Here is a 24,759-nt window from a genome sequence, read left to right as displayed (position 1 = left end):
CATCTCTTATGACAGGATTTAACTGTCTACGGCCCGAAGCGCCACCCCGGCTTTGCTCAGGGCCTGCCAAATCTTGGCATCCCGGCCATAAACGTCGCGGCGGTAGTTGGCCCGCCCCTTGGCCGGCATGACCGCCGTGCGATAGACCAGATGCACCGGCAGCGGTTCTTGCAGATCAATACGCGTTTCCTTGCCGGAATTCAGCGCCTTGTGGAACACGCCTTTCGGGTCTTTTGTCTGTTTCGCCAGCAGCGCATAGGCGAAATCAAACGGGTCATTCAGACGGATACAGCCATGGCTGAAGGCACGCGTTTCCCGCGAAAACAGGCTTTTCGACGGGGTGTCATGCAGATAGATATTGTGGCGGTTCGGGAACATGAACTTGACCAGCCCCAAAGCATTGCGCCTGGACGGGGCTTGCTTGATCGCAAAGGGAAAGCTCTTTTCCGTGAACTGCGTGAAATCCACCGCCCCACGATTGACCGTGCGTCCCCGGCTGTCGATCAGCTTCAGATGGCTGACCGCATTGGGGTTCTTCTTCAACATCGGAAGGTATTCCTTGGTGGCAATGGAACGCGGCACGTTCCAGGTCGGATTGACCACCATAAACTCCATCACATCGGAAAACTCCGGGCTGCGCTGGTCTTTCACATTCTTGCCGATGACGGATCGGGTGCGGAAAACGGTTTTGCCGCCATCCACGATCTTCGCGGTGAAATCGGTCAGGTTCACCCAGATATGGCGTTTGCCGCGCTCGATATTCATCCAGCGTTCCCGCTCCATCGCCACGATAACCGACACCAGGCGTTTTTGCACAGGCACGTTGATCTCATTCATGGTGCCCGCGCCCACCACGCCATCAGTGAGCAGCCCATGATCGCGCTGGAACAGCTGAACCGCTTTCTGGATCGCCACATCATAGGTCTGGGTAGAAGAGCGTTTCAGATAGCCCATCGCCTGCAGCCGGTCGCGCAGCGCCACCACGGCCTTTCCGGACTGGCCCGGTTTGAGGGACTTGGCAGGCACTTTCGGCCCCCAGCCTCCGCGCGCGAGCAGCTTCTCGAGCCGGATCTTTTCCTTCATCAACCGGGCATATTCCGGTGCTTTCGGAGGCAGGGCCTTCAAGAACCCCGCCGGGCTCGATTTGGCAAACGCGGCCAGAAGCTGTGCCCGATCCCGCACTGGCACATCGCGCACAATTCCGCTGTCGATGCTGGAAGGTTTTACAATGCCGGTCTGCACATCCCGCGCATAGCGCAGAAACAGCTTTGACATCTGAACCTCAAGCTTGCCCAGATCCCGCACACTTTTGACCTGCCCAAGGTTGGTTCTGAGCAGATCGGTCTCATATGCCGGCAATCCATGATCCCCTGCCTGGGACAAGGCCTGCAAAAGCGCCTTGCGACGCGACCGGTCCTTGCCACCGGTTCCGGTCCAGATCGCCTTGTAGCCATTGGCCTTGTAGAAAGCCGCCACAGAACTATCGCGCGCGGCCGCCTCGGCCACGGCCTGTGCAAAGGCAGATGGACTGGACTGGGCCCGAGCCCCGGACACCGTGGCAAAGACCGCCACTGAAAGGCTAAGCGCCCAAACCAGAAGCAGATGCGCAGAAAAAGCACGAGAATTTCGCAGTGATAGAGTTGTCATATCAATCCCGTTGATACCAAATAATCCGAAAGACCAGCGAATTGTCTTAAATCCCTCTGGGACTGTCCACTCACAAAACCGAAATCTGAGAAGCAATTTAACAATCGCAAGGGAATTTCGAAGAACTGGCGCGTTTTGGTCACGGTTAACCAGTTATTTTCCATTTTCAGCAAAATTTTGCCGACCAGTCTTGAAAACGCCCCCGGTGTTAAAACTTCCCTTGGTTTGCGATTCGACTTATGCCATAAAACAGACGCACCTGAGGGGAAAAGGTAGCAATAGGACGACGATCACGCGCCCCTCCAGAAGGGCGGGATCAGAGGACAGGCAAGCGACGGGACACGCTGAACTATGACTATGACGGTTTCGACTGATCTTTCGACCGAGCGGAATTCTTCCACCCTACTGACACGCCGCGGATTGCTGGGCGCCTTTGCCGCCACGGCCGTATCTGCCGCTCCGATGTATGCCAATGCCGCAGGCTTTCTGCGTGGCGGCGGCGATGTGCGCCGCATTGCCATGTATTCCGGCCGCACCGGTGAATCGATCAATATGATCTATTGGGTCGAAGGCAAATACATCAAGGAATCCCTTCAGGAAATCAATCACTTCATGCGCGACTGGCGCGTGGACCGGTCGGTCAGGATGGACACCCGTACCATCGATATCATGGCCGCGGCCCATGGGCTGATGGATGTGCGTGAACCCTATATGATGCTGTCGGGCTACCGCTCGCCGCAGACCAACGCCATGTTGCGCAGCAAGTCGCGTGGGGTGGCCAAGAACTCTTTGCATATGAAGGGTCAGGCTGCTGATCTGCGCCTGAAATCACGCAGCGTGAACCAGATGTTCAAAGCCGCAGCCGCCTGCCGTGGCGGAGGGGTTGGCAAATATACCGGTTCCAATTTCGTGCATATGGATTGCGGCACCGTGCGCACCTGGGGACGCTGAGCCCAGCCCACGCCCCCCTGATCGACATCCTGAAGACCCCTTCAAAGGCTCCCGTCCCGGTGAGCCTTTTTTATGTGAGCCGCTCTTTTCGCAGGTTGCAGGCACGGGATATTTGAGACTATCTGCCCCCGACACAGCTTGCTGCGCACGGGCTGCAGACGCGAAACGCGGGCTCCTTTCGGAACCCGCGTTCTTCACCGGGGCGCCCCCTCAGCCCAGGGGGTCACCCTCTGATCACCTTGATGCACTCAACCCTCACGCGGCATCAGACGATCCGGTTCATTGGCCTCCAGATAGGCCTCCTGCTCGGGGGTCAGGTCCACCTCTTCATACCCGCTGATCATGGGCCGGACATGTTCACGGAACCCGTGGCCAATGGTCAGCATATAGACATGCACCACGACAAAAGCAGCGATCACATAGGCGGCCAGAAGATGCAGATTGGCCACCACGTAAAGCGTGAAACTCGCATCCCCTTCGGCCCAGAAATTATAGGTCAGATAGATCAGGCCGGTGCCCCAGATCATCGGGAAGACAAACATCTTCAACCCGAAATACGCGAATATCTGCAACGGGTTATGCTTGCGCCAATAGAGTTTCTTATAGGGGTGTTTTTCCCCCTTGAAGACGCCGTAGGCATAGAACCGGGCCACCTGCAGCAATCCATCAAGCTGCGGGACAAACTGCTTCCATGTGCCGGTGGTGAACAGCCAGAACGTGGCAAAGATCCACACCAGCAGCAGCGCAAGCGCCGCCATGGTGTGAAACATGACCGCCGGTCCGAAGGGCAGCAGGTCATGCACCCCGTTCATCCCGAACCCTGTCACCATCAGCACCATGATCAACGCCATCTGCGTCCAGTGCCACAGGCGCTCAAACCGCGGGTAAACCTTGACGATACGTTTGCTCATGACGGTGTCCCTTTCGATTTGCGGCCAACCAGACGCAGCAGCGCATGGCCCGTGACGCCAAGCAGGGCGAGGGCAAAGATCGCCATGCCGATAAGGCCAAATGGGCCGCGCGGATCCGTGCCCGGCATGTAAACCGCCGCGATCCCGTCCAACCGACCGTCCTCTGCATGGCAGGCTGCACAATCAAGAGCCTGATCTGCGGGCGCCACCATATGGGTGATCGGCCAATACATATACGTGTCCGTGAAATCGAACTGCCCGGAATACTCACGCCCGGCCGCCTTCATCCCGGCCTTGATCGCCTTGCCCCAATCGAAATTGGTCCAGAAGGCGGTGTCGGTGGTTGGCCCCCAAACCTGTGAATAGGTCAGTTTGTTCGACGCCGTGTCATAGGCCTGACGGCCCTCCATGCGTTTGAACGGCCAGATCCGGCTGTCCGTGGCGCCCGGCGTGCCGTTCAGACGGTTCACCTCAACCACTTTGGACGGGTCGATCACCTCATCCGTTGCATATTCCACGTGACCGTTGAACCAGTCGTAATGCGGCACCACGTCCTCGCCATAGTCGAAGATCCCTTTGGTGGACAGGTAGGTGTGCAGCTTCTTGCCATCGGACTGCACCCAGTTGTCCTCATGCATCGGTTTGCCATCCGGTCCCATACGCCCCGCGGCTGACCAGTCCCAATAGGTCTTTGTGGCCACGCCACCGCGGGCAAATTCCGGGATGTGGCAGGTCTGACAGGCCAGTTTATCCGTGTGATCATTCAGCTTTACGCCTTTGATATTCAACGGGTGCGGCGCATCAGAGTGGCAGCTTTCGCAGGTCGCGGTCGTGCGGCCGGCGCCGGGCTTCGGGTGCTCCGACAATGTGACCACCGTGTCATAACGTGATCCGGCCCAGTCGTGCTTTTCTTCAACATGACAGGTGGAACAGGTGAAATTCTCGCCCTCGGGCGACATATGCACATCCACCTGTTTCGACGGGTTATAAAGCGCCGAGCTGAGATCGCCGTGCTTCACATTGTCCCCGCCGCCGCCATAGAAATGGCAGTTGCCGCAATTGTCGCGCCCCGGCATGGCAACCGATTGTGCCGATTTGGCCAGATCCACCGCCCAGGCAAGCTGCCCGGTGATGGTTTTGGTGCCCGGCTTGACCGGGTCCAGCGGGGGATGCCCTGCCCCGGTGGCGGTCTTGGTATATTGGCCGGATCGGTCGTGGCAGACCAGACAGTCCGGCGCGACCCCCGCATCAGCGGGTGTGACCGACATGTCGTCCCAGCCATAGCCCGCATGGCACGAGGTGCAGCGCGGTTCATTGCCCGCCACATTGCCACAAAACGCATTGATCACTTTGGATTTGCCCAGCGTCTGGCCCGATGCACTTTCGTAATTCCAATTGAAATGGATCGAATGCATGATCTGATCATCCGCCTCATTGTGGCAGGTCAGACAGGCTTTTGTCACCTCAGGCCCTGAGGCGAACGGGCCTTTCAAGGCCTCAAACGTGCTGTGATCAGCAGTAGAAGTTGTTGGAATTGCAGGTGGTTTCTCGGGGACCTTCGCCCCGTTTGACCCGGTTTCGGCCAAGGAGATCTGCGCAAACATCACCCCTAGAACGACCCAGACCACCCTTTTCAGGATTGTGTTCATGGCTGGCTCTCCCCTGCCGGTGGTTCGCGCAGCACCGACTCATATTCATTCATTCATATGTTATCTCATTTGCAAATTCCAGACCATGTATCAAAACGCCGCATCCCGCATTTCGGCCAGGATCAGCCCATTGCCCTCATCGCTCTGATCAGGCAGTGTCGTGCAAACTTTCCCCTCTGACCCGAAGGCCCCAGATGAAACCCTTTCTGATCTTGCAATTGCGCCCCGAAACCGATGCCTCGGATGACGAGTTTCAGGCCTTTCTGAGCAAAGGGAACCTGTCGCGTGACGAGGTGCATCGCATTCGCCTGGATCAGGACAACCTGCCTGTGGATCTCAACCTTGACGCCTATTCCGGCGTCATTGTCGGTGGCGGACCCGGCTGTGTTTCGGACGCGCCGGAAAAGAAAAAACCGATCGAGGCCAAGATCGAGGCAGAATGCCTGTCCTTGATGCCGGAAATCACCGCCCGCGACATGCCGTTTCTGGGCTGTTGTTATGGGATCGGCATCCTGGGTCACCATCTTGAACCGGGCGCGATCTCCAAGGACCGCTATGGCGAACCCGTGCGGGCAACCCCCTGCCGCGTGACGGATGATGGTAAAACTGATCCACTTCTCAATGGCTTACCAGAGGAATTTGAGGCATTTGTCGGCCATAAGGAAGCGATGCAGCACCTGCCCGCAGGCTGCACCCATCTGGTCAGCGCGCCCGATTGCCCGTTCCAGATGGTGCGCTTTGGCCAGAATGTCTATGCCACCCAGTTCCACCCCGAGGCCGACGCCCATGGGTTCGAAACCCGTATCGGCATCTATAAACATCACGGCTATTTCCCACCGGAAGAAGCCCAGTCCCTGATCGACATGGTGCATGCCGCCAATGTGGTGGTGCCGGAACAGATCCTCGCCAATTTCGTGTCCCGATACCGCAGCTGCTGATACTGGATGCCGATGCAGCCGCCTGATCAGATATGATAGGGGCGCTGCTCGGCAATGGTTTCCATCGAGAAATATGAGGTCACCCCGTCCAGTTCGACCGTGGAAATCAGGCGTTGATAGACCTGATCATAGCTTTGAATATCCTCGGTCACCACTTTTGCCAGATAGTCGTAATCCCCACCAATCCGAAAGAAATCAACAACTTCCGGCACGTTCAGCACCGCCCTGCGAAAATTCTTTAGCCAGTCGGATGAATGGTGCCGGGTGCGCATCAGCACAAAAACCACCAGCTTCAAGCCAAGCTTTTCCCGATCCAGCCGCACCGTATTGCCGGTGATCACCCCGATCGCATTCAGGCTTTGCAACCGCCGCCAGCAGGCGTTTTGCGACAGCCCCACCCGTTCGGCCAGTTCGCGTTGGGAAATGGCCCCATCGCGCTGCAGAATTGCCAGGATCTCATGATCCTTTTGATCTATTTTGATGCCATCCATGTGGTCAATTTCACCATATTTTTCACTTTCACGCATATATTACGTTCAAATTCCCGCCTAACCAATGGTGAAATTCCCCAAATAGAAATGACGTCAGGGAACGCAACATGAGTATCGAGATCTTCAAATCCCTTTTGCGGCGGGCCGACGGGATGTCAAAGCTCCGCAATTCCATTATCGGGGATGGGGTGAAAATTCCCGGCCTGTTCGGCGAAGTCTCATTGACCTATGCCGATTACGTGGCGTCCGGGCGGGCGCTGACACTGGTGGAAGATTTTATCCGCGATCATGTTCTGCCCTTCTATGCCAACAGCCATACCGAGGCCTCCTATTGCGGTGCCTATATGACCCGAATGCGGGCGCAGGCCCGCGCCGAAATCACGCGGATCACCCGTGCCGACGATTGCTCGGTGATTTTTGCAGGCGCCGGGGCCACTGCGGGTCTGAACCGGCTCGTGTCCCTTTTTGGTGTGAATAAAACGCGGAAGTCCGTTGTTTTCATTGGACCTTATGAACATCACTCCAACATCCTTCCATGGCGCGAATCCGCTGCAGAGGTTGTGGAAATCCCCGAAGCACCGACAGGAGGGCCGGATCTGGCAGCCCTTGAGGCAGCCCTGGTGACCCACGCAGATGCCGAGGTGAAAATCGGCAGTTTTTCAGCCGCCTCCAATGTGACCGGCGTGATCACGGCCCCCGATCCGGTGACGCGGCTTTTGAAGGCACATGGCGCGCTGTCGGTCTGGGATTATGCGGGTGGCGCCCCTTATCTGCCGATAGACATGGCCCCCGCGCCAGATTGTCAGAAAGACGCGGTGGTGGTCTCACCGCATAAATTTCCGGGCGGTCCGGGCGCGTCCGGCCTGCTGATCGTGCGGGACGCTGCGGTCAGGTGCCACGCGCCAAGCCTGCCGGGGGGCGGCACTGTCAGCTTTGTCTCTCCCTGGAAACACAGCTATTCCGACACGCTCGCCACACGCGAAGAAGCCGGCACGCCGAATGTGGTGGGCGACATTCGCGCAGCCCTCGCCTTTCTGGTCAAGGAGGCGGTTGGGCAGGACCGGATTTCCGCCCGCGAAGCCGACCTGAACGAAATGGCCATCACCGGTTGGGCCGACAATCCGCAACTGGTGCTGCTGGGCACAGATCACCCCAACCGGCTGCCGATCTTTTCCTTTCTGGTGAAGCGCGCGGACGGCCGCCCGTTTCATCACCAGCTGTTCACCCGGATGCTAAGCGACGTCTACGGCATTCAGGTGCGCGGCGGTTGCGCCTGCGCGGGCCCTTATGCCCACACGCTGCTGGGGATCGACCAAACCGGCTCCGACGCCCTGTTCTGCGCACTGCAACAGGGGCATGAGCTGGAGAAACCGGGCTGGGTCCGGCTCAATTTCAGCTATCTGATGTCGGATGAAAAAGCGCGTTACGTGATCGACAGCGTGAACGCGCTCACCCACCGGCTGGACGAGCTGGAAGGGTTTTACAAGGCGGACCCGGCAACCGCGCGCTTTGCGATTTCCACGCGTCCCGAAACGATCCCGCAAAGCGCATGACACACTGCCCAATCGAACGGCCCAATCGAAACGGACCTCGATTGGGCAAGATGCCGTTAGCCCGGAACTAGCCCCGGAACCCGGTGGCCACCACAAATTTCTCGGAACTGTCCGACCGGCTTGAGGGCGGTTTCATGTAGCGCACCTTGTCAAACCGGATCTTGAGGATCTTCTGCAACTCGGCCTCTGCCCCACCGGCAAGCACCTTGGCCACGAACGTGCCCCCCTCTTCCAGCACGTCAAAGGCAAGATAGGCCGCCGCCTCACACAGCGCGATAATACGCAGGTGGTCGGTTTGTTTGTGGCCGGAACTGGCCGCCGCCATATCCGACATCACCACATCCGCCCTGCCGCCCAACCAGTCCTTGATCTGGTCGTCCGCGCCCTCTTCCATGAAGTCGAGCTGGTGGAACTCCGCCCCGGCCAGCGGTTCAACCTCTTGCAGGTCAATCCCCAGGAACGTGCCGATCCGCTTGCCCGGTTTCTCACCAAGCGCATTGATGCGAGGCACCGCAACCTGGGCCCAGCCCCCCGGCGCACAGCCCAGATCCACCACCCGCGCGCCATTGACCAGAAAACGGAATTTATCGTCCAGTTCCATGATCTTAAAGGCCGCGCGACCGCGATAGCCTTCGGCCCGCGCGCGCTGCACATAGGGGTCGTTCAGCTGGCGCTGCAACCACCGGGTTGAGGAATTGCGCCGCCCACGGGCGGTTTTTACCTTCACCGTCAGGTCGCGCTGCCCCCGGCCCGAGGATTTGCGGGTGCGTTTCGAATATTTGCGCCCGGCGGATTTGCCCGCCTCACCAGCGCCACCAGCGCCGTCGCTGCCCTCGTCATCACCAGAGCCGCCATTATTTCCAGTTTGATCCGACATCAGAATGGTCCGTCTTCCAAAACACCGTCCGAGGACATTTGCGAATAAAGAATGCCCTCTCTAAGGCCGCGATCCGCCACTGACAAGCGATCCGTGGGCCAGACGCGCAAAAGGGCCTGCAGGATCGCCGATCCCGACATGATCAGCGATTGCCGATCCCGCCCGATATGGGAATTCATCCGCCGCCCGTTTGGTCCCAGCGCAAGATAGCCATGAATGACCTTCTCGATCTGTTCAGAGGTCATGCGCAGCCCATCCACCTTGTTGCGATCATAGCGACGCAGCCCCAGATGGGTGGCCGCCACCGTGGTCACGGTGCCCGAGGTGCCGATGATCTGAAACCCCTCGCGGGGCGGTTCGTGATAAAAGGGGCTGAAATCGGCCAGCTGCTCTTCGAAATGCACCGACATGAGCGCATAGCGCCCGGCGTCGTCATCCACATCGTCAAACATCTCGCGCAGCGTCGCGACCCCCAAGGGCACCGAGATCCAGTCCACCACGGTGGCCTGCGGGAACGGGCCGGCATCGCCCAGGAACCCCCGCCCCATCCGCATGATCGCCTTGGGCCGTTCCAGCGGCGGCACTTTCGACAGATCCAGCCAGACCAGCTCGGTCGAGCCACCGCCGATATCGACGACAAGAAGCTGTTCGGTCCGGGTTGAGACCAGCGGCGCACAGGAGACCACGGCCAGGCGCGCCTCTTCCTCGGGCTTGATGATCTCCATCTTCAGCCCGGTTTCCCGGCGGATGTAATTCATGAAACTGCGCGCATTCTGGGCACGGCGGCAGGCCTCTGTTGCCACAAGGCGCATACGCTTGACATCATGTTTGATCAGCTTCTTGCGGCAGATGCGCAGCGCCTGCACGGTGCGCGCCATGGAAGCACGGCTGAGCTTGCCCGAGGCCTCTAGCCCCTTGCCCAGCTGCACGGATTTCGAAAAACTGTCCACGACGTGAAACTGACTGCCCTTTGGTTGGGCAATCAGCATCCGACACGAGTTTGTGCCAAGATCCAGCGCGGCATACAGCCCGGATGGATCCGGCAATTTCGGCGCGGGGGTTGCAACCGCTTTCGGGAACGCGCCCGCACCATTGGGACGCTTGGGCGTCATGACGAAACGCCCTCCTATTCAAGTTGCCTTCAAGATAGGCGTCGGCAAAGAATTGCGCAATCCCCGACGCGCGCTTGATTGATAAAGATGATGAGAAAGTTTCACGGCGTTGCAGTAGGTTTTTGCACGCCCCGGAGTGGTGATGGCGACAGATTTGACGTATCCAACAGCATGCAAAACCGACATGGAAGTCGCTTGTGGATCACCCTGTGTCGAAAAACGTCCGCTCGAAACCGGGGGGCGGTTTTAGAACGGAACAACCAGGAGAGAGGGAGAATCGCACGATGCCTGACGTCACGATCGTTTACTGGCGGGACATGCCCGCACAAGTCATCGTTGGCAAAGGGCGCCGGGGGGCCAAGGCCGCCCTGCCCGAGCGATTTGAACAGGCCATTGACCGGGCTGCAATGAAGGTGGGTGCGCGTGACAGCGACGCCTATCTGGCGGAATGGCGCAAGGCTGCCCCCTATCCTCTGGAGGGAGACCCGCAGGAGATTGCCAAGGCGGAAGCTGCACGCATCGACGCGGAATATGATCAGGAGCGTCTCAAGGCGCTGATTGCCAACGATGGCCGGGCATAAGATGTCCTGGCCCAAGCTGATGGAGGCAGCCATGGCGCTGTTGAATTTCCGCAAGAAGACGTCGGATGACGTCAAGACCGCAAGCCCCGCCCTCGAAGCTTTCCTGCAAGGATATTCGATTGAGGTGATGCCGCGCACCGCCGCCAAGGTCGAGGATTTCCGCGACCTGCTGCCGGCAGGGACCCGCGTCTATATTGCCCATATCGAGGGCACCCCGATCGAGGAAATGGTCGAGACCGCCAAACGCATCAACGGCGAAGGCTTTGAGGTGATGCCGCATTTCCCCGCCCGGATCATCAAGGACGAAGCGACGCTTGCTGACTGGATCAACCGCTATCAGGGTGAGGCCAATGTGAAACAGGCGCTGCTGCTGGCGGGCGGCGTGGCCCAGCCGCATGGCGATTTCCATTCCTCGATGCAACTTCTGGAAACCGGACTTTTCGACAAGCACGGGTTCGACCGTCTGCATGTTGCCGGCCACCCGGAAGGCAACAAGGATATCGACCCGGACGGATCGCGCAAGAACGTGGATGAGGCGCTGTCGTGGAAACAGGAGTTTTCCAAGCGCACCGACGCCAAGATGGCGCTCGCCACCCAGTTCGCCTTTGACGGCGGTCCGATCATCGACTGGGCCAACGGGCTGAAAGCGCAAGGTATCGACATTCCGGTCCATATCGGCATCGCCGGCCCTGCCAAGCTGCAGACCCTGATCAAATTCGCCATTGCCTGCGGTGTTGGCCCGTCGCTGAAAGTGCTGCAGAAACGCGCGATGGACGTGTCCAAGCTGCTGCTGCCCTATGAGCCGACCGATGTGCTGAACGAACTGGCCAACCACAAGGCGGCCAACCCCGATTTCAACATTGAAAAGGTCCATTTCTTCCCGCTGGGCGGCATCAAGACCAATGCCAACTGGGCCATCAATAATGGCGGTGAAGCCACCGCCCCCGTCAACGCGACCAAAGGATAATAATTAATGACCCGTACCATCGTCGAAAGCGCCACCAAAACCTCGATCATCGGCTTTGACCAGCCGTTTTCCGTGATCGGCGAGCGCATCAACCCGACCGGCCGCAAGATCCTGAACGAAGAGCTGGAGCGCGACGATTTCTCGCGCGTGGAAGCCGACGCGCTGGCACAGGTTGCCGCTGGCGCCACCATCCTCGACATCAACTCGGGCGCTGTTTTTTCGAACAAGATGGCCGAAGATCCGCGTTATGCCGACAACAACTTTGTTGAGCCGGACCTGATGCGCAAGCTGGTTGAGACCGTGCAGGCCGTGACCGATTGCCCGCTGTGTATCGACTCCTCCGTGCCCGGCGCGCTGGAAGCCGGTCTGGAAGCCGCCAAGGGCCGCCCGCTGCTCAATTCCGTCACCGGCGAAGAAGAGCGCCTGGAAGTGGTTCTGCCGCTGGTCAAGAAATACAACGTGCCGGTTGTGGCCATTTCCAACGATGACACCGGCATTTCCGAGGACCCGGAAGTGCGTTTTGCGGTGGCCAAAAAGATCGTGGAACGCGCGGCTGACTTCGGCATCCCGGCCCATGACATTGTGGTCGACCCGCTGGTGATGCCGATCGGCGCCATGGGCACCGCTGGCCTGCAGGTGTTTGAACTGAACCGTCGCCTGCGCGACGAGCTGGGTGTGAACACCACCTGTGGTGCCTCGAACATTTCCTTCGGCCTGCCGAACCGTCACGGCATCAACAACGCCTTCCTGCCGATGGCGATGGCCACCGGTATGACCTCTGCGATCATGAACCCGGTTGCCCTGCCGGTTGGCCCGAAAAAACTGGCCGAGAAAAAGGCCGAGATCGAAGCCAAGGGCATCATCATCCCTGCGGATATGGATGACGAGACCTTCTGTCAGGTGTTTGGTCTGGGCTCGACCCTGCCGCGCGCCGGCAAGGAAATGGAGGCGATCCGCGCGGCCAACTTCCTGACCAACAACGATGATGGCGGGGCCGAGTGGATCAAGTTCAACTCAGCCAATGCTGGTGCTGCCGGTGCTGCTGGTGGCCGTCGCGGTGGACGTCGTCGTCGCGGGTAACGCGGCGCATAAGGGCAGTCGCGGGTAACGCGGCGCAAATCTGCTAAACACTTGAAAAGGGTCCGCCGGTGCGGGCCCTTCTCTTTTGTCCACGACCGGGCTGCCCCTTTCGATGCGGCCCGAATTTGCGCCCCGGATGACATCGGGGGGACCACGGGATGGCAACACACTCAATCATTGCAATATCTCACCAAAGAGTTAAGATTTCCTCGGTGGCACCTTGTGAGGCCGCAGGGGTCTGGTCCTTTCAGCTTGGTCCAGCCCGCGGCGAACTGACATCGCAAGGCGTGATCACCTGCATAAAAGAGGCAAAGAACATGACCATCAAATCCGCAGCCGCACTTCTTCTTGTTGTTGCAACCCTGGCCGCCTGCGCATCGCAGCCGGAGCCCGAGCCGGCCCCGATCATGCCGGAAGTGACCTATGACAAAATGGGCAACCCGGTCAGCTGATCACGGCGCCCTTTGACATACGAGTTTGTGAGGCCCGCCTGTTCAGGCAGGGCCTCTTTTTCTGTCGACCAGATCTGTTGACCAGCCCCGTTTGCGCGCTCCCCCGCAAGGTGTTTCCTGTTGGATCAGCGCAATAATTGGCCCCCCCACCTTCATCACATGAGGCGCGGCTATCCACATCACGCTGTTGCACCGGCAATGTGGCAACGCTTTATCAGGCCTGCATCAGACCCGTATCAGACCCGTCTCACTTCATCATGGCGTCCATCGCGACCGGGGCGTCGGTGGTGAAAATGTAATCGTCTTCACCGGAATGGCAGGCGATGCACCCCGCATCTGCTCCTTTGGCAACCCGACCAGCCAGCCGCATCCCCTTCGGGTTCATGTCCAGCGATCCGTCCGGCAGATATTTCACCCAGAACCAGTTCTGATTGTCGTCATCATAGCCTTTTTCACGCTGAAACATCACCGTATAGGCCCCCAGATGCTTGCCCGGATCCGTCAGAACCTGATCGATTTCAACCCCTTCCGGGCCAAAGTTCCGTTTCACGATCAAGGCCCCCTGATGCCCGTTCACTTCAGCCGTGCTGTAAAATGTCTCCAACATCAGGCCGTGGGGTTCGATGCCTTCATAGGGAAATCCACGGATCATCCCCTCCCCGGCCAGGCGCTGGTCCAGCATTGCCTGCCACAGGGCGGCGGCATAGGCGGCATCTTCATCACTGCCAAAAGGCGCATCCTGTGCGCTGGCCATGGCCCCCCATCCGATCACGGCGGCGAGTGCCAGCAAACTTATTCGTTTCATCACAATTCCTCCCGAACTCAGTTTTGGAAATAGGCCCAGCCTAGCCTGTTGCGACTTCACAGGGGCACAACTCACATCACCGAATTGCGATGGTCTGTGACTGGACAGGTTCGGCTGAGGGGGCGACGCTGGCATCATGCAACACGTCTTTTCACCCTTCGCTTTCATGGCCCTGCTGCTCCTGCCCGCTTTCCCGGCCCAGGCGGAGAGCTGCGTGACCAATGCGACGCAACAGGATCATTTCTTTGCCGTCACACCAAAAGGCGGCGTGCGCCTTACAGGGTGGCTTGGCCCGGCAGAACAGCTCTGCAGCCCGCATCAGGACGGGGGCATTCTCAGCGTCTTTGAAAGCGAAACCGTGTTGGAAGGCTGTTCACGGCTGGTTGGGCCGAACCAAAGTGACACCCTTGTGGCTTATGCGGAATTTGACCGTTGTCACTGGGCATCCCACGATCATTGAGGGCGCTTTGCAGCGCGCGCATGACGGGCATTCCCTTTCCTCACGTCAACCCCGCCAGAAACTTGATTTCCCTCAAGGTCAACACGTTGCGCGAGCGCTAACTGTCCGCCAAACCCGCGAACAGAAGGACTTTTTTCATGTCACATTCCCCAAAGGGGCCGTTGGACGGCATCACCATTGTGGACCTCACCCATGTGCTGGCCGGCCCCTATTGCTCGATGATCCTGTCCGATCTCGGCGCGAAGGTGATCAAGGTTGAAATGCCAGGGATCGGGGATGACACCCGCCATTTCCCGCCCTTCCGCGATGGGCATTCCGCCTATTTCGCCACCATCAATCGTGACAAGCAATCCATTGCACTCAACCTCAAACAGGATGACGACCGTGCGATCTTTGACAAGATCCTGACCCGCGCCGACGTGGTGATGGAAAACTATCGCCCCGGCGTGATGGAACGGCTGGGCTATGGCTGGGAGGATCTGCACGCGCGGTTTCCCCGGATCATCTATGGGGCGGTCTCCGGCTTTGGACATACCGGCCCCGAGGCACTGAAACCGGCCTATGACATGGTGGTGCAGGCGCGGGGCGGTGTGATGTCGATCACCGGCGAAAAGAACCGCGAACCGGTGCGTGTGGGCGCGTCTGTGGGGGATATCGTTGCGGGCATGTTCCTGGGGCATGGGCTTCTGGCGGCACTTTACCACCGTGAACGCACGGGCGAAGGGCAGAAAGTGGACGTGGCCATGCTCGACAGCCAGCTGGCGATCCTCGAACATGCGGTTGCGATTTCAAACGAAACCGGTGTGGCGCCGGGACCATCGGGGGCACGTCACCCGTCCATCGCACCGTTTGAGGCGTTCCATGCCGAAGACGGGTTATTCGTGATCGCCTGCGGCAATGACGCCCTGTTCCAGCGGCTTTGCGCCGAGCTGGGCAAACCGAAACTGGCGGAGCGGGACGAGTTCAGGTCCAATCTCGACCGTTGCCAGAACGTGATGCAGCTCCGGCGCCGGATCGAGCTGATCACGCTGGATCACCCGGTCTCCTACTGGCTGGAGAAACTCACCGCAGCCGGGATCCCCTGTGCCCCTATTCAGAACGTGGCACAAGTGATGCAGGACCCGCAGATCCTGGCCCGCAACATGGTGCTGGACCTGCCCGCCCCCGATGGCGGCACGTTCAAGGCGGCGGGCAATCCGATCAAGATGAGCGCAATGGCGGATCACAATGATCACGCCGCTGCCCCCTTGCTGGACGAGCACCGGCAGGACATTCTGAACTGGCTGGAGGCGTAAGGGGCGCTGCCCCTCGGCCTTCGGCCTCACCCCGGGATATTTGTGGCAAGAGGAAGGGCGCGCGGGGCCCCTATTTGGTCTGTGACACGCTGATTGGGGCGAGATTTGCGCGCCCCTGATCAACCTCGCCTCCCCCCGGTTTGCCGCCCGGTTGATATCCGTCGCAACAGAGTGGAAAAATGGCGCAATTTCACGGCTTTTGCCGCTGTTGGGCCATTTATGCCGCCTTTCGCCATTGCGGCGGCCTGTGGCCTGTTTAGATTGGTTCCAGATAACTGACTACAACAGGACAAACGCGCGACATGTCTCAGGAAAATATCTCTGCGAACACCGGTCCGACCTCGGGCAACGAGAAAGATCCGCTGGTCATTTTCACCCCTTCCGGCCGACGGGGGCATTTTCCCGTTGGCACCCCGGTTCTGACTGCGGCACGGCAGCTTGGGGTGGATCTCGATTCGGTCTGTGGCGGGCGCGGTGTCTGTTCGAAATGCCAGATCACTCCGAGCTATGGCGAGTTCCCCAAACATGGGGTGACCGTCAGCGAGACCGCCCTGTCCGACTGGAACAAGGTCGAGGAACGTTATGACAACCTGCGCGGCCTGCCCAAAGGGCGGCGCCTGGGATGTCAGGCCAAGGTGCAGGGCGATGTGGTGATCGACGTGCCGCCGGAAAGTCAGGTTCACAAACAGGTGGTGCGCAAGCGTGCCGAACTGCGCGACATCACGCTGAACCCGACCATTCACCTGACCTATGTCGAAGTGGAAGAGCCGGATATGCACAAGCCTTCCGGTGATCTGGAGCGGCTTTTGACCGCCCTGAAATCCGCCACCGGGCACGCAGCACTTGAGATCGACACCCATTTGCTGCGCCCTCTGCAACCCCTTCTGCGCAAGGGCGAATGGAAGGTGACCGCCGCCATTCACCGCCCGCATTCGGGGGGCACCCCCCGTGTGATCGCCCTGTGGCCCGGCTATTTCGAGGGGCCCGTTTTTGGGCTTGCGGTGGACCTTGGCTCCACCACCATCGCGGGCCATCTGTGCAACCTGTCGACGGGCGAAGTGGTGGCCTCCTCCGGCCTGATGAACCCGCAGATCCGGTTTGGTGAGGATCTGATGAGCCGGGTGTCCTACGCAATGATGAATGCCGGTGGCGATCTGGAAATGACAGAAGCGGTGCGCGCCGGGCTGAACGACCTTGTGGATGACATCGCCAGGGAAGCGGAAATCGAGAAGACGCAGATCCTTGACGCTGTTTTCGTGATGAACCCGGTCATGCATCACCTGTTTTTGGGCATCGACCCGTTTGAACTGGGGCAAGCGCCCTTTGCGCTCGCGACCTCGGACGCGCTGGAACTGACAGCGGCGGATCTGGGCCTGACCATCGCACCCGGCACACGCGCCTATATTCTGCCCTGTATTGCGGGCCATGTGGGGGCGGATGCCGCCGGTGTCGCCCTGTCAGAGGCCCCGAACAAGTCCGAAGACCTGGTGCTGATTGTCGATGTGGGCACCAATGCCGAGATCCTGTTGGGGGATAAAAACGGCGTTCTGGCCTGCTCCTCCCCCACTGGTCCCGCCTTTGAGGGGGCGCAAATCTCCTCCGGGCAACGCGCAGCACCGGGCGCCATCGAACGGGTCGAAATCGACCCGGTCACCAAGGAACCGCGCTTTCGCGTGATTGGGTCTGAGCTGTGGTCGGATGAAGACGGGTTTGACGCCGCCATTGCCACCACCGGCATCACCGGCATCTGCGGATCCGGCATTATCGAGGTGATTGCAGAGATGCGCATCGCCGGGCTGGTGGATGCGGGCGGGTTGATCGGCTCTGCCGAACAGACCGGCACACCCCGTTGCTTCCTTGATGGGCGCACCAATTCCTATCGCCTGTGGGACGGGAACGAGGACCACAAACCGATCACCGTGACCAATGGCGACATTCGCGCCATTCAGATGGCCAAAGCGGCACTTTACTCCGGGGCACGACTGCTGATGGACAAACGCGGCGTGGAAAACGTGGACCGCGTGGTACTGGCCGGTGCCTTTGGCGCGCATATTTCGGCCAAACACGCGATGGTTCTGGGCATGATCCCGGATGCGCCTTTGGACAAGGTGACCTCTGCGGGCAATGCGGCTGGCACCGGCGCACGGATTGCGCTTCTCAATCGCGACGCACGGGGCGAGATCGAGGCCCTCGTGCGACAGATCGAAAAGATCGAAACCGCCGTCGAGCCGCGTTTCCAGGAGCATTTCGTCAATGCCTCCGCGATGCCGAACTCTTCTGACCCCTTCCCGACCCTGCGCTCGGTGGTTGAGCTGCCCGAACCCAGCTTCAACACCGGCGGCGGGGATGGCGAAGGTGGTGGCCGGCGTCGGCGCCGCCGGGGATAACCGCGCAAGCAGACCCAGATAAAAAATCACGCGGGCGTCAGGGTTTCCTCCTTGACGTCCGCTTTGCGTTCGCATACCTCAGTCCGCGAGCGCGGGTATGGTGAAATGGTATCATGCGAGCTTCCCAAGCTTAAGGTGCGGGTTCGATTCCCGCTACCCGCTCCAATCCCCCCGCACATTTACGACACGTGATCACGCACGGTGCATATTGATATTATTGAGGATTTTCTGCCGTGTCCCAGCCTGCGCCCCCGTCCGACCCCTTTGCCCATATCCCGCTGGTGACCCCTTTGAATGCCGCGCAGATGCAATCCGTGGGCGTGCCGGAGGGCTGGCATTACGGGCTTGCAGACCGGGTGCGGTTTCACGAACTGGACGCGCTTAACCACGTCAATAACGTCGCCTATTTCCGTTGGTTTGAATCGATCCGCATTCCGTTTTTCGCCCATTACCATGTTTCGACCTATTCCGATGGCGACCCGCAGGTCGTGCTGGCCACGAACTATGCGCGCTATTTCAAACCGATGCATCTGGGCGACAATTACGTGATCACCGCGCGCTGCAAATCTTTCCGCAACACCTCTTTCGTGATGGAGTACGGCGTGTTTGTAGACGGCCAACTGATGTGCGGATCGGAAAGCGTGATTGTGACATTGGAACAGGACGGCGTGACCAAACGCGCCCTTCGCCCGGAAACGGTCGCGGCGTTCCTGCGCGATGGGGCCATTCAGGGCTGAGCTGCTTCAAATTCTTTAACATTTCGGGTCACGCAGCTTTAAAAGATTAAACTTTGCCTCCCGGAACCTGAAAAACTTTAAAGTTTTCTCTCCCCCACCCGTCAGGGCAGGGTCAGCCAGTCAGCGATGCCGCCGGGAAATTCGGGGCGAAAATAGGCGATCATCCGCCCTTCTTGTGGGGCCTTGGCGCCCTCTTGCCAGGGGGCAACCCCATGCAGGGTGAAGCGGTGTAAAAGATAGCTTTCCCCCACCCCGGCCTGAACCTCAATTTTCCGGCAGGTTTCAAAAACCGTGGCCCGCGCGTCCCGGTAGATTTCTGTGATGTCGTGGCGGCGCATCCGTTCGGGGGGCACCCCTTGCAAAGCGGTTTCAAACGCGGCCCGCATGATCAGATGGGATCCTTCCCAGACAACCAGAGGGCTCGCCCCTGCCCCGCAATTATTTAGTGGAATTCCAATCACATAAGCATGTGCTTCGTCGACACAGCGTTGGCCGTCTGCCAGCTCTGGCTTGACCCCGTCAATATGCGCCGAGGCGCGATTGCGCCGGAACCGATGCGCGGCCTCCGTCTCGCCTTCATCGCGTTTTGGATAGCCGGGATAGGTGATGGACACCTGCCCGCGATCCAGCGGATACCAGCCATGTTCCGCCGCGACAAAGGCCCGCAACGCCCCCTGCAACGCCCCCCCTTCCGCGAGCCGCCCCTCACCATCATTGGGCAAGGCATTCACCCCGACAAAACATGTTTTTCCGCAACGAAGCCAATGGCTTATCTGGTGTGGATCTTCGCATGCCCTGCGCGCAAAGGGCTGGGCCGAGCGGACCCACGCCTGCACGGTCCTGTCGTGTGGAAAGCGCAGCCAGCCGCGCTTGTGATATTGCTCTCTCATGGACGCAGTCATAGTCCCAGTCACAGGCCCAGGGCTTTTCTCAGCATGTTCAGAGCCACCAGAATGAGGAAGATCCCAAACAGTTTCTTGAGCGGCTTCGGGTTCATCGAATGGGCGAGCTTCACGCCGTATGGCGTTGTAATCATTGTCATAACAATCACCAGAAGGAATGTCGGAACATTCACCGCACCCAAGGTCAGGGGCGGTGCGATCGCCACCGGCACAAACAGAAAGCCGATCACCGAGGGAAGTGCGATGATCAATCCGAACCCGGCCGCCGTGGCGACCGCCCGGTGAATGGGAAACCCGTGCAGCGTCATGACCGGCACCCCAAAACTTCCCCCCCCGATCCCCATGAGAACAGAGAGGAATCCCAGCAACGGGGACAGAACGGCCCGCCGACCCGCTTTCGGCATCTCATCCGAAAGACGCCAGTCCGCGCGCCCGAAACTCAGATAACCTCCTACGATCAAAGCCAAAATTGCAAAAATCATCTGCAGGATACTGGAGCGGAGTTCCGCTGCGGCCAGCACCCCGATCACCGCCCCGATGACAATGCCCGGCGCCCAGCTTTTCAACACGTCCCAATCCACCGCCCCTTTCTTGTGATGGGACAGAACCGAACGGAGCGAGGTCACGACAATGGTCGCAAGCGATGTGGCAAGGCACAGCTGCATCAGTTGGTCAGACGCGTATCCCATTGTAAAGAAAGCATAATAAAAGGCGGGCACCAAAACGATACCACCGCCGACCCCCAGCAATCCCGCCAACACACCTGCGCCGGCCCCGATGATCAGCAACAGCAGCGCCATCTGGATCAGCAGGTAAGTGTCAGGCATGGAAGGATCCTATTTCTTTGAAAGCGGTTCGGAGTTGTGCCGGATCATGACAAAAAGTCGAAACACCCGGAAGATGTCAGTGTTCTGGGCGTTTCCGGCAGGAGATATGCTCCGTCATTCACTCGAAAACGATTTAGGTTTCAGGCACATAGGACAGGGCCTTTTGCACCACGTCAATCCCAGCCCCGGATTTATGTGCTTCTTCGGACAAGCTGCGCCGCCACATACGTGCACCGGGGCGCCCGCTGAACAGCCCCAGCATATGGCGGGTAATCGCGTTCAGCCGCAGGCCCTGCGCCAGTTGGCGTTCGATATAGGGATACATCTCCTCAACCACCTGATGCCCGGATTTCGGTTTTACATCAGCATGATAGATATCTCGGTCAGCGGTTAAGAGCACCTCACCCGGGCTGTGATACGCCGCGCGGCCAATCATCACCCCATCCATCTGTGTCAGGTGGTCCTGTGCCTCTTCCAGCGTGGTGATCCCGCCGTTGATCGAAAGATGCAGATGCGGAAATTGTTGCTTCATTCGATGGACCAGCGGGTAGTCCAGCGGTGGGATATCTCGGTTTTCCTTGGGGCTGAGCCCCTTCAGCCAGGCCTTGCGCGCGTGGATCGTAATCCGCGTCACCCCGGTGGCCGAGATCTTTTCGAGGAAATCCGGCAGCACTTCTTCAGCGGTCTGGTCATCCACGCCAATTCGACATTTCACTGTGATATCAACACCTTGCGACGCATCCAACATGGCCGAAACGCAATCAGCAACCAAAGGTGCATTGCGCATCAGAACCGCCCCAAATGTTCCCGATTGCACCCGGTCGGACGGGCAGCCCACATTCAGGTTCACCTCGTCATAGCCGCGTTCAACGCAAAGTGTTGTCGCGGCGGCAAGTTCTTTTGGATCAGATCCGCCCAGCTGCAAGGCTACCGGATGTTCGGTGTCATCATGATCCAGCAGGTGCAGCGCGCCCCCTCGCACCAGCGCTGGGGATGTCACCATCTCGGTATAAAGCAGAACCTCGCGGCTCATCAGCCGATGAAAGTAACGGCAATGGCGATCGGTCCAATCCATCATCGGCGCCACGCTTAAACGCGCAGCCGATTGTGCGTTATGTGTCAAAGCGTTAGCTCCGTTTTCATGCGCGCCCGTCCGGAGGTCATCTGCGCCATCCGCAGCGATATCCTTGGGCGTGATTCGATTGACGGTCGGTTTACCACAGGCGGCGGCGTGGGACACACCCCTTTGGTCCGAACGACACGCTATCCCCCCCGCTTATGAAAAAAGCTCCGCCCGGGACGAGGGCGGAGCTTTGCTTTCGGGGAGGAGAGTGCGCTCCGAAAGCCTGGGGTCAGAGCAACACAGGGATTGTCTGACCGATGAACAGGGGCGTGATGAACCGCGCCCCTGTCCGTTTTAGTTTTGATCATCAATCACTTGGCATCTGCCGCATTGGTCATCAGGTATTCCATGACCAGCGCGCGTTCCCCGTCATCCAGACCGGCACGTTCAAACATCGAGGGCACGATGCCTTTCCACTGCTGCTGGGTGTAGTGGGTCACTTCACGCGGGGCGTGACAGACGGTGCAGCGTTCAAAGAACATCTTTTCGCCCGGCGTCATGTCGGCGTAAAGCGAGGCGGTCAGCGCCTCAAGGCGCTCCACACCAATGACCTCGTCATCAACGGCGGCCACGTCCATATCCTCAATGATCGCGGGCGGCTCATAGGCGCGGTTCGGCCCTTCCGGGTCCTCACATTTGCGCATCTCGATCAGGGCCGTGTTGGCAGTGGTCGCTTCCGACAGGCCAGAGGCGCGCTGGGTTGAGGTCAAGAAGTTCGCAAGCCCCGAGTTGTCGCGGCCCTTGCTGTCCAGTTGCGGCCAACCGCCTTCGTAGATCGAGACCACGCCGGGCATGATGTCATCCGACACCACGGCGCCCGCAATGACCGTGCCGCGCTTGTTGTAAAGCTCGACCAGATCCCCGTCTTCGATGCCACGCTCCGCTGCGTCCTGAGCATTGATGCGGACCGGTTCACGCCCCTGCACCATGTAAAGGTCACGCAGACGTTCCGAGTTGGCCATCTGGCTGTGCAGGCGGAACCACGGGTGGGGCGACACGACGTGCAGCTGGCCTTTTTTGGCATTGCCGAGATATTCGTGTTTCTCCATCCACATCGGCATGCCGGGGCAGTCTTCCAGCTCGAAGCTGGCGATGGTGTCGCAGAACATTTCGATCTTGCCGGACGAGGTGTGCAGCGGGTTCGCCTCCGGGTCGTCGTAGAAGGCGCCGTGGCGGGTCCATTTACGGGCCTCGGCGGGCACCGGCATCCGGGCATAACCTTTTTCCCAGAACTCCTCAAACGGCAGGTCTTTTGCAGCACCCGAGGCTTCATAGGCGAGCTTGATGTGATACATCTTGTCTTCGCTGTCGGTGAACTGTGCCCAGAGCCCCAGCTTGTCGGCCAGACCTTCGAAGATCTCGTAATCCGGTTTGCTGTCGGCGATGGGTTCGATCACCTTCTTCATCGCGTAGACACGGTCATTCGAATAGGTGCCGCCGGAGGTGATGTCGTCCTGTTCCAGCGTCGAGGACGCCGGGAACACGATATCGGCCCAACGGGTGGCCGCGGTCCACCAGACATCCACGGACACAATCGTTTCCACCTTCTGCAGCGCACGGATCAGCCGGTTGGTGTCCTGCTGGTGCGACATGAAGTTGTTGCCGGCGTTGAAGATCATCTTGATGTCGGGATACTGGTTGGTCTGCCCGTTATAGAAGAACTCCATCCCCGGATTTTCCAACGCTTCGGTGATGCGCGAGGCGGGCACGATTTTCTTGACGAAGTTGCGGCCCTGGCTCATGCCAACCGGCGTTGCATTGCCCCCTTGCGGCATACCGCCATTGCCATAGTGCCAGCTGAAGCCAACACCCTGCCCCGGTTTACCGATTTTCCCAAGCAGGGCCTGGAAGTTGACGATGGACCAATAGGCCATCTCGCCGTGCTGGGCACGTTGAATGGCCCAGGATCCCGCGATACAGGTGTTGTTGGTGGCAATCGTTTCACAGAGATCCTTGATCTGTTGTTCATCAATACCGGTGATAGCCGAGGCCCAAGCGGGTGTTTTCGGCACACCGTCCGTTTCCCCCTTCACATAGGCAATCCACTTGTCGGCACCAACCGTGTATTTCGCCATGTAGTCCTGGTCATCCCAGCCGTTTTCCAGCGCGTGATACGCCATGGACAGGAACAGCGCGGTGTCGGTGTTGGGGATGATCGCGGTGCGCTCGGCGCCCAGGAACGTATCTGTTGCGGTGTGTTGCGGGTTGATCGAGATGAATTTCACGCCATTGTCGCGGATTTCTTCCCAATGGGCATACATTCCGTGGTCGGCCACGCGATACTCGATCCGGTTGTTCTTGATCGGGTCACAGCCGACCAGAACGAAGACCTGGGTATTGTCGCGGATGGTTTCCCATGCGGACTGTGCCGAATACACTTCCATGTCACCAATGATATGCGGCATGACAACCTGACCGGCACCGGCGGACCAGTCCCCTGCGGTGTTGGTGCAGCCCCCCATGAGGTTCAGCAGACGGCCCTGCAGCACGTTGGGGCGGAACACGCCCGCGTTCGACCAGCCGCCGTAAGACGAGCTGAAAATGGCTTCGTTGCCGTGGTTGGAGGCGGTGTCCAGCAACGCCTTGGCAGCCAGCGACCAGGCGGTGTCCCAATCGACACGCACCCATTCTTCGCGCCCGCGCAGTTCCGGTTTGATGTCGCCTGTCTCCCACCCTTCCAGATAGGATTTGCGCACCATGGGATAGTTGATCCGGGTCTTGTCATAGGTGCGGTCCATCACACCATAGGTCAGCATTTCGGTGGGCCGGGCATCCAGCTCCATCATCGTGTTGATACCAACAAGCTTGCCGTCACGCACAACAGCTTCGAACGGGCCAAAATGGCTGGCGTGAAAGACGCGGTCCGAAAAACTGTTCGGGTCGATCGACGCCAGGGCGGTGGACCCCATCAGGCTGGTGGCACCAAAGGCGGCGGCGCTGCCTTGCAGGAACGCGCGGCGGGTCGGGGTGGAATAAGACATTTTGACCTCCTGTCTTCAGGAAATTCCGATTAC

General features: G+C 59.3%; 22 protein-coding genes and 1 tRNA gene. 12 read left to right on the top strand and 11 right to left on the bottom strand.

Annotation, left to right across the window (positions count from 1 at the left end; translation table 11 throughout):
* Window positions 1–18 precede the first annotated feature (18 nt).
* Window positions 19–1,647 (bottom strand): L,D-transpeptidase family protein, encoded by a 1,629-nt coding sequence (locus tag K3J57_RS05760; protein WP_259797465.1) that lies wholly within the window; start codon window positions 1,645–1,647, stop codon window positions 19–21.
* Window positions 1,648–1,998: 351 nt separating this feature from the next.
* Between K3J57_RS05760 and mepK the strand changes: the two genes are divergently transcribed.
* Window positions 1,999–2,598 carry a peptidoglycan L,D-endopeptidase MepK gene (mepK, locus tag K3J57_RS05755; RefSeq protein WP_254449823.1) on the top strand — a complete coding sequence of 200 codons (600 nt, stop codon included), beginning with the start codon at window positions 1,999–2,001 and terminating at the stop codon, window positions 2,596–2,598.
* A gap of 248 nt (window positions 2,599–2,846) precedes the next feature.
* Here the strand turns inward: mepK and K3J57_RS05750 are convergent, their stop codons facing one another.
* Window positions 2,847–3,509, bottom strand: a complete 663-nt coding sequence (locus K3J57_RS05750) for a cytochrome b/b6 domain-containing protein (RefSeq protein WP_173487629.1) — start codon at window positions 3,507–3,509, stop codon at window positions 2,847–2,849.
* The gene (locus K3J57_RS05745) at window positions 3,506–5,158 is read right to left on the bottom strand and encodes a tetrathionate reductase family octaheme c-type cytochrome (RefSeq protein WP_259794392.1); all 1,653 of its coding nucleotides are present in this window, start codon (window positions 5,156–5,158) and stop codon (window positions 3,506–3,508) included. Before K3J57_RS05745 ends, K3J57_RS05750 begins: the two co-directional genes overlap by 4 nt.
* 194 nt (window positions 5,159–5,352) lie before the next feature.
* Here K3J57_RS05745 and K3J57_RS05740 point away from each other — a divergent pair, with 194 nt between their 5' ends.
* On the top strand, window positions 5,353–6,096 hold the full coding sequence (locus tag K3J57_RS05740) for a glutamine amidotransferase (protein ID WP_259797463.1): 744 nt from the start codon (window positions 5,353–5,355) through the stop codon (window positions 6,094–6,096).
* A gap of 26 nt (window positions 6,097–6,122) precedes the next feature.
* Here K3J57_RS05740 and K3J57_RS05735 read toward each other — a convergent pair whose 3' ends face one another.
* A complete protein-coding gene (locus tag K3J57_RS05735; protein WP_259797460.1) occupies window positions 6,123–6,623 on the bottom strand; it encodes an Lrp/AsnC family transcriptional regulator in 501 nt (166 codons plus the stop codon).
* A gap of 71 nt (window positions 6,624–6,694) precedes the next feature.
* Between K3J57_RS05735 and K3J57_RS05730 the strand changes: the two genes are divergently transcribed.
* Window positions 6,695–8,140 (top strand): aminotransferase class V-fold PLP-dependent enzyme, encoded by a 1,446-nt coding sequence (locus tag K3J57_RS05730; protein WP_259797457.1) that lies wholly within the window; start codon window positions 6,695–6,697, stop codon window positions 8,138–8,140.
* Between the two features lie 67 nt (window positions 8,141–8,207).
* Here the strand turns inward: K3J57_RS05730 and K3J57_RS05725 are convergent, their stop codons facing one another.
* Both K3J57_RS05725 and K3J57_RS05720 read right to left on the bottom strand, forming a co-directional pair.
* On the bottom strand, window positions 8,208–9,017 hold the full coding sequence (locus K3J57_RS05725) for an RlmE family RNA methyltransferase (protein ID WP_259777148.1): 810 nt from the start codon (window positions 9,015–9,017) through the stop codon (window positions 8,208–8,210).
* Complete coding sequence (locus K3J57_RS05720) at window positions 9,017–10,129, bottom strand: Ppx/GppA phosphatase family protein (protein ID WP_259786675.1); 1,113 nt, start codon at window positions 10,127–10,129, stop codon at window positions 9,017–9,019. Before K3J57_RS05720 ends, K3J57_RS05725 begins: the two co-directional genes overlap by 1 nt.
* 284 nt (window positions 10,130–10,413) lie before the next feature.
* Between K3J57_RS05720 and K3J57_RS05715 the strand changes: the two genes are divergently transcribed.
* The 4 genes from K3J57_RS05715 to K3J57_RS05700 all read left to right on the top strand — a co-directional run bounded on the left by K3J57_RS05715 (window position 10,414) and on the right by K3J57_RS05700 (window position 13,209).
* Window positions 10,414–10,710: a virulence factor gene (locus K3J57_RS05715; protein WP_055192016.1), complete on the top strand. Its 297-nt coding sequence runs from the start codon at window positions 10,414–10,416 to the stop codon at window positions 10,708–10,710.
* 31 nt (window positions 10,711–10,741) lie between these two features.
* The gene (locus K3J57_RS05710; RefSeq protein ID WP_259794865.1) at window positions 10,742–11,677 is read left to right on the top strand and encodes a methylenetetrahydrofolate reductase; all 936 of its coding nucleotides are present in this window, start codon (window positions 10,742–10,744) and stop codon (window positions 11,675–11,677) included.
* Window positions 11,678–11,683: 6 nt separating this feature from the next.
* Window positions 11,684–12,757 (top strand): methyltetrahydrofolate cobalamin methyltransferase, encoded by a 1,074-nt coding sequence (locus K3J57_RS05705; protein WP_259786674.1) that lies wholly within the window; start codon window positions 11,684–11,686, stop codon window positions 12,755–12,757.
* 212 nt (window positions 12,758–12,969) lie between these two features.
* Window positions 12,970–13,209, top strand: coding sequence for a hypothetical protein (locus K3J57_RS05700; protein WP_259786673.1), 240 nt, complete (start codon window positions 12,970–12,972; stop codon window positions 13,207–13,209).
* Window positions 13,210–13,456: 247 nt separating this feature from the next.
* On the opposite strand, the gene K3J57_RS05695 is transcribed toward K3J57_RS05700, so the two are convergent.
* The gene (locus tag K3J57_RS05695) at window positions 13,457–14,014 is read right to left on the bottom strand and encodes a hypothetical protein (protein WP_259777145.1); all 558 of its coding nucleotides are present in this window, start codon (window positions 14,012–14,014) and stop codon (window positions 13,457–13,459) included.
* A gap of 136 nt (window positions 14,015–14,150) precedes the next feature.
* On the opposite strand from K3J57_RS05695, the gene K3J57_RS05690 reads away from it, so the two are divergent.
* From K3J57_RS05690 to K3J57_RS05670, 5 genes are all read left to right on the top strand, one after another.
* The gene (locus K3J57_RS05690) at window positions 14,151–14,474 is read left to right on the top strand and encodes a hypothetical protein (RefSeq protein WP_259797455.1); all 324 of its coding nucleotides are present in this window, start codon (window positions 14,151–14,153) and stop codon (window positions 14,472–14,474) included.
* A gap of 137 nt (window positions 14,475–14,611) precedes the next feature.
* Window positions 14,612–15,769, top strand: a complete 1,158-nt coding sequence (locus K3J57_RS05685) for a CaiB/BaiF CoA transferase family protein (protein ID WP_259777143.1) — start codon at window positions 14,612–14,614, stop codon at window positions 15,767–15,769.
* A gap of 302 nt (window positions 15,770–16,071) precedes the next feature.
* Window positions 16,072–18,156 carry an ASKHA domain-containing protein gene (locus tag K3J57_RS05680; RefSeq protein ID WP_259794386.1) on the top strand — a complete coding sequence of 695 codons (2,085 nt, stop codon included), beginning with the start codon at window positions 16,072–16,074 and terminating at the stop codon, window positions 18,154–18,156.
* Window positions 18,157–18,247: 91 nt separating this feature from the next.
* A tRNA-Gly gene (locus K3J57_RS05675) sits at window positions 18,248–18,321 on the top strand.
* Between the two features lie 68 nt (window positions 18,322–18,389).
* Window positions 18,390–18,893 (top strand): acyl-CoA thioesterase, encoded by a 504-nt coding sequence (locus tag K3J57_RS05670; RefSeq protein WP_259794385.1) that lies wholly within the window; start codon window positions 18,390–18,392, stop codon window positions 18,891–18,893.
* Between the two features lie 101 nt (window positions 18,894–18,994).
* On the opposite strand, the gene K3J57_RS05665 is transcribed toward K3J57_RS05670, so the two are convergent.
* The 4 genes from K3J57_RS05665 to K3J57_RS05650 form a co-directional block, all read right to left on the bottom strand.
* The gene (locus K3J57_RS05665; RefSeq protein WP_311196515.1) at window positions 18,995–19,624 is read right to left on the bottom strand and encodes a hypothetical protein; all 630 of its coding nucleotides are present in this window, start codon (window positions 19,622–19,624) and stop codon (window positions 18,995–18,997) included.
* A gap of 179 nt (window positions 19,625–19,803) precedes the next feature.
* Window positions 19,804–20,622, bottom strand: a complete 819-nt coding sequence (locus K3J57_RS05660) for a sulfite exporter TauE/SafE family protein (protein ID WP_259794383.1) — start codon at window positions 20,620–20,622, stop codon at window positions 19,804–19,806.
* A gap of 133 nt (window positions 20,623–20,755) precedes the next feature.
* Entirely contained in the window at window positions 20,756–21,745 is a 990-nt protein-coding gene (dusA, locus tag K3J57_RS05655) for a tRNA dihydrouridine(20/20a) synthase DusA (RefSeq protein ID WP_259797451.1), read from the bottom strand.
* 311 nt (window positions 21,746–22,056) lie between these two features.
* Window positions 22,057–24,726, bottom strand: a complete 2,670-nt coding sequence (locus tag K3J57_RS05650; protein ID WP_259794382.1) for a molybdopterin-dependent oxidoreductase — start codon at window positions 24,724–24,726, stop codon at window positions 22,057–22,059.
* Window positions 24,727–24,759: the final 33 nt, after the last annotated feature.

The sequence above is a fragment of the Aliiroseovarius crassostreae genome (assembly GCF_025137635.1).
In the GTDB taxonomy this organism is placed as follows: domain Bacteria; phylum Pseudomonadota; class Alphaproteobacteria; order Rhodobacterales; family Rhodobacteraceae; genus Aliiroseovarius; species Aliiroseovarius crassostreae.
This window is presented reverse-complemented; position numbering and strand designations above follow the sequence as displayed.

Bases quoted from the DNA above. Each gene is read 5' to 3' on its own strand.
- K3J57_RS05705 (WP_259786674.1), top strand. From the start codon at position 11,684: ATGACCCGTACCATCGTCGAAAGCGCCACCAAAACCTCGATCATCGGC.
- K3J57_RS05660 (WP_259794383.1), bottom strand. From the start codon at position 20,622: ATGCCTGACACTTACCTGCTGATCCAGATGGCGCTGCTGTTGCTGATC.
- K3J57_RS05695 (WP_259777145.1), bottom strand. From the start codon at position 14,014: ATGAAACGAATAAGTTTGCTGGCACTCGCCGCCGTGATCGGATGGGGG.
- K3J57_RS05735 (WP_259797460.1), bottom strand. From the start codon at position 6,623: ATGCGTGAAAGTGAAAAATATGGTGAAATTGACCACATGGATGGCATC.
- mepK (WP_254449823.1), top strand. From the start codon at position 1,999: ATGACTATGACGGTTTCGACTGATCTTTCGACCGAGCGGAATTCTTCC.
- K3J57_RS05725 (WP_259777148.1), bottom strand. From the start codon at position 9,017: ATGTCGGATCAAACTGGAAATAATGGCGGCTCTGGTGATGACGAGGGC.
- K3J57_RS05650 (WP_259794382.1), bottom strand. From the start codon at position 24,726: ATGTCTTATTCCACCCCGACCCGCCGCGCGTTCCTGCAAGGCAGCGCC.
- K3J57_RS05750 (WP_173487629.1), bottom strand. From the start codon at position 3,509: ATGAGCAAACGTATCGTCAAGGTTTACCCGCGGTTTGAGCGCCTGTGG.
- K3J57_RS05680 (WP_259794386.1), top strand. From the start codon at position 16,072: ATGTCTCAGGAAAATATCTCTGCGAACACCGGTCCGACCTCGGGCAAC.
- K3J57_RS05745 (WP_259794392.1), bottom strand. From the start codon at position 5,158: ATGAACACAATCCTGAAAAGGGTGGTCTGGGTCGTTCTAGGGGTGATG.
- K3J57_RS05715 (WP_055192016.1), top strand. From the start codon at position 10,414: ATGCCTGACGTCACGATCGTTTACTGGCGGGACATGCCCGCACAAGTC.
- K3J57_RS05690 (WP_259797455.1), top strand. From the start codon at position 14,151: ATGCAACACGTCTTTTCACCCTTCGCTTTCATGGCCCTGCTGCTCCTG.
- K3J57_RS05740 (WP_259797463.1), top strand. From the start codon at position 5,353: ATGAAACCCTTTCTGATCTTGCAATTGCGCCCCGAAACCGATGCCTCG.
- K3J57_RS05730 (WP_259797457.1), top strand. From the start codon at position 6,695: ATGAGTATCGAGATCTTCAAATCCCTTTTGCGGCGGGCCGACGGGATG.
- K3J57_RS05720 (WP_259786675.1), bottom strand. From the start codon at position 10,129: ATGACGCCCAAGCGTCCCAATGGTGCGGGCGCGTTCCCGAAAGCGGTT.
- K3J57_RS05760 (WP_259797465.1), bottom strand. From the start codon at position 1,647: ATGACAACTCTATCACTGCGAAATTCTCGTGCTTTTTCTGCGCATCTG.
- K3J57_RS05710 (WP_259794865.1), top strand. From the start codon at position 10,742: ATGGCGCTGTTGAATTTCCGCAAGAAGACGTCGGATGACGTCAAGACC.
- K3J57_RS05685 (WP_259777143.1), top strand. From the start codon at position 14,612: ATGTCACATTCCCCAAAGGGGCCGTTGGACGGCATCACCATTGTGGAC.